The 4042-nt window shown below is 75.3% G+C and carries 3 protein-coding genes and 1 pseudogene; 3 read left to right on the top strand and 1 reads right to left on the bottom strand.

Annotated features, from left to right (window positions below):
* Positions 1-170: 170 nt before the first annotated feature.
* The gene (locus NH602_RS28935; RefSeq protein WP_179760981.1) at positions 171-1145 is read right to left on the bottom strand and encodes a hypothetical protein; all 975 of its coding nucleotides are present in this window, start codon (positions 1143-1145) and stop codon (positions 171-173) included.
* Between the two features lie 125 nt (positions 1146-1270).
* Here NH602_RS28935 and NH602_RS28930 point away from each other — a divergent pair, with 125 nt between their 5' ends.
* The 3 genes and pseudogenes from NH602_RS28930 to NH602_RS28920 form a co-directional block, all read left to right on the top strand.
* The gene (locus NH602_RS28930; RefSeq protein ID WP_073578321.1) at positions 1271-2293 is read left to right on the top strand and encodes an alpha/beta fold hydrolase; all 1023 of its coding nucleotides are present in this window, start codon (positions 1271-1273) and stop codon (positions 2291-2293) included.
* Between the two features lie 61 nt (positions 2294-2354).
* Positions 2355-3527, top strand: a complete 1173-nt coding sequence (gene moeZ, locus NH602_RS28925) for an adenylyltransferase/sulfurtransferase MoeZ (protein ID WP_179760980.1) — start codon at positions 2355-2357, stop codon at positions 3525-3527.
* 229 nt (positions 3528-3756) lie between these two features.
* Positions 3757-4042, top strand: a pseudogene (locus NH602_RS28920) (hypothetical protein); the annotation flags it as partial.

The raw sequence follows: 4042 nt of genomic DNA, 5'->3' as shown, positions 1-4042 counted from the left end.
CCGGGGCGCCCCGTCGTCGCGACGACGGCGAGGGCGACCAGCAGGGCCGCCGCCGCGCAGGGCGGGGCCCACGCCGCGCCGGCGAGTGCCGGGCCGGCGAGCGGCAGCAGCAGGGCGAACAGGGCCGCCACCGGCGGGGCGACGGCCCGCAGGACCGGACGCAACCGCCGTCAGCTCCCCGGGGCGGTCGGGAGCGTGAACTCGCACGACCGCAGCACACCGCCGGAGCGGTAGTCGAGGAACAGCCGGTAGCTGCCCGGGGCGGGGAGCGACACCGCGAACGCCACCCCGGGGCCGGACCGGTCGGTCGGGGCCGCGCCGGTGATCTCGGGACGGACCGGGAACCGGGCCAGGTCGCCCTGGCGGACCGCGGTCATCCGGCCGAACGCGCCGCCGTCGACGGGCTCGAGGTCGGTGACCGGGGTGCCGTCGCGCCCGACCGTCGCGAACAGCCGGGAATCCCCGCCGGGGACCAGGGCGCCGTCGAGACGGACCTGCTGGTCACTGCCCCCGCAGAGCCCCGCCCGGTTCTCGGCCGGGAAGGTGAAGGCACCGTAGGTGCCGGGGACGTGCAGGTCGGTCCCGAGGTCCAGGTGCGGGCCGCCGGTCGGGGTGAACCCGGCGTACAGCCGCCACACGCCCTGGCCGGGGAACCGGACCGGTGCCCGCCACACGCCGTCGGGGCCCTGGGTGGCGCGCAGCCGCATGTAGCCGGCGACGTCGCGTCGCAGCACGGCGACGTCCATGACCCCGGAGCCGTCGGCGGGGGCGTCGAACCGGGTCACCGGGGCGCCGTCGGAACCGGTCACGGTGAACGCGACCTCGGTGGGCTCGCGCCAGGGGTGGACGGTCCCGACCGGGGTCAGGGTGTAGCCGGCCGCGGTGGTGAGCACGCCGCCCGCGCCGGTCGTCGCGTCGCCGGTGGCCAGGCCGGCCGCGAGGACGCCGTCGTCGCCGCGCTCGTCGCCGGGGTCGCCGCCGGCCCGCGCGTCGGCGGCCGGGGTCGCCGAGAGGGTGCCCACCGCACCGCCCGCCGTCCAGGCCGCGGTGAACACCAGCACCGACGCGGCGCCGAAACCGGCAAGCCGGGCCGCGGCCGATCCCGCGATCCGCCCCATGCCCACCTCCTCCGTCGCGTCGTCCACGGGGTACAACGTCCGGGGCGCGATCTCGTTGCGCTCCGTGGAGTGCCGGATGCGGACGGTGATCACAGCGAGACGGGGATCACCCGGCGCGGCGGGTGACGCGCACGACACGTCATGCTGGTCGGATGGTCGCCGCCCCGTCGATGTCCGTTCACCCGCCCGTCACCGTGCCCGCCCCGGTGACGGCGCCGGGTGCCGCGACGTCCCCGGGCACCGCGGGACCGGCGGACGCGGAACGGGCCGCGGCGGAGCGCCCGCCGTGGCCGGGCCGCGCGGTCACCTCCGGCGGGGTCACCCTGCACGTGCGCGAGACCCCCGGCTCCGGCGACGCCGACGCCGTCTACGTCCACGGGCTCGCCGGGTCGGCCACGAACTGGACCGACCTCGCCGGGCTCCTCGCCCCACGGGCGGCCGGCCTGTCCGTCGACCTGCCCGGGTTCGGGCTGTCCGAGCCGACCGCCGTCGCCGACTTCGGCCCGGACGGCATGGCGGACGCGCTGCTGTGCTGGCTGGCCGGGCGCGACCGCCCGGTGCACCTGGTCGGCAACTCCCTCGGCGGCGTGATCGCGACGACGGTGGCGGCCCGCCGTCCCGAGCTCGTCCGCAGCCTCACCCTGGTCTCGCCCGCGGTGCCGGACCGGCGCCCCGACCCGCGACGTCTGTCGGACCCGCGGATGGCGCTGGCCATGGTGCCGCTGCTCGGGCGCGGCGCGCGGCGGGCGCTGGCCGAGGAGCCGCTGCGGACCCGCGCCGAGCGGATCGTGAAGGTCTGCTTCGCCGACCCGCAGCGCGGCTCCGCCCGCCGGCTCGAGGAGCTGATCTCCGAGCACGAGCACCGCGCGACGCTGCCCTGGGCCGGCGCGGCCACCGACGGCGCCACCCGCGGTCTGCTCGGGCTGTGGGCCGGGCGCGAGATCTGGCGCCGGATGGCCCGGGTGCGGGTGCCGTCGCTGGTGGTGTGGGGCGAGCAGGACCGAATCGTGTCCCCGCGGCTGGCCGCGCGGACCGCGGCCACACTGCCCGGGGCGCGGCTGCTGGTGCTGCCCCGGGCCGGGCACGTCGCGCAGATCGAGCGGCCCGCGGCGGTGGCCGACGCCGTCGCCGCGCTGTGGGACACGGTGCCGGTCGGAGCGGGTGCGGGAAGATGACGCGCACGTGGCGCGTTGAGACGCCCTGAGACCCGCACGCAACCCGCGAGGAGTGGACGAGATGGCGCTACCGCCACTGGTGGAGCCGGCAGCCGAGCTCACCAAGGACGAGGTGGAGCGGTACAGCCGCCACCTCATCATCCCCGACGTCGGGATGGACGGGCAGAAGCGCCTGAAGAACGCGAAGGTGCTGGTCGTCGGCGCGGGCGGCCTCGGCTCGCCCGCCCTGCTGTACCTGGCCGCCGCGGGCGTCGGCACCCTGGGCATCGTCGAGTTCGACGTCGTCGACGAGTCGAACCTGCAGCGTCAGGTCATCCACGGGCAGTCCGACGTGGGCCGCCCGAAGGCCGAGTCGGCCCGCGACTCGATCCGCGAGGTCAACCCCTTCGTCGACGTCCGCCTGCACAACGAGCGCCTCACCAGCGACAACGTGCTGGACGTCTTCCGGGACTACGACCTGATCCTGGACGGCACCGACAACTTCGCCACCCGCTACCTGGTGAACGACGCCGCGGTGCTGCTCGGCAAGCCCTACGTCTGGGGCTCGATCTTCCGGTTCGAGGGCCAGGCGTCGGTCTTCTGGGAGGACGCCCCGAACGGGCAGGGCCTCAACTACCGCGACCTCTACCCCGAGCCGCCGCCGCCCGGGATGGTCCCGTCCTGCGCCGAGGGCGGCGTGCTGGGCGTGCTCTGCGCGTCGATCGGCTCGATCATGGTCAACGAGGCGATCAAGCTGCTCACCGGGATCGGTGAACCGCTGCTCGGCCGCCTGGTGATCTACGACGCGCTGGAGACCACCTGGCGGCAGGTGAAGATCCGCAAGGACCCGGAGACGCCGAAGATCACCGAGCTGATCGACTACGAGGCGTTCTGCGGCACCGTGACGCAGGAGGCACAGGACGCGGCCGCCGGCAGCACGATCACCGTCGGCGAGCTCAAGCAGATGATCGACGCGGGCAAGGACTTCCAGCTCATCGACGTCCGCGAGCCGCACGAGTACGAGATCGTGAAGATCCCGGGCTCGGTCCTGATCCCGAAGGACCGGATCCTGTCCGGTGCCGCGCTGTCGGAGATCGCCCAGGACAAGCCGGTCGTGCTGCACTGCAAGTCCGGCGGCCGGTCCGCCGAGGCCCTCGCCGCGCTGCACAAGGCCGGGTTCCGCGACGCCGTCCACGTCGGCGGCGGGGTGCTGTCCTGGGTCAAGCAGATCGACCCGTCGCAGCCCACCTACTGACCGGGGCCGACCCGCTCCGCCCTACACCGACGGCCGCCGTCACCGGTACACCCGGGACGGCGGCTGTCGCCGTTCCTGGTGTGGCACAGCGTGACCGCTCATCGATCGCACACGACCGTCCGAGTGAACATCGTCCGTTCAGCCCTGCATTTCGCCCGTTGGGCGAAACATGTCGACCGATCGCCGCGACATGGGGATGCACGCGATCACTAGGTCGGGAGGACGCTCGGTGGAGGACTCGCTGCGCACATGCGCCCTGCAGGGGTGCGACGCACCGTTGGAGCCCACGGGGGACGTGTCCGGCGACCGTCCACAGCGGCGCTACTGCTCCGCCGCCCACCGGCTGGCGGCCCGCCAGGTCCGCCGGGCCGCGGCACAGGCGGCGGGGGACCAGCGGCTCGCCGACACGCTGCCGTGGCTGCGTGAGCCCGAGGCCGTCGAGGCCGACGAGCGCGTGGAGCCCGCCCGGCGGGGGACGGCGACCCGCGGCCCCGTCGTGGCGCGGCCGGTCGCGT

Source organism: Pseudonocardia sp. McavD-2-B (assembly GCF_024124365.1).
Taxonomy (GTDB): domain Bacteria; phylum Actinomycetota; class Actinomycetes; order Mycobacteriales; family Pseudonocardiaceae; genus Pseudonocardia; species Pseudonocardia alni.
Note: the sequence above shows the minus strand (reverse complement) of the source record. Positions and strands in the feature narration are given on the sequence as shown.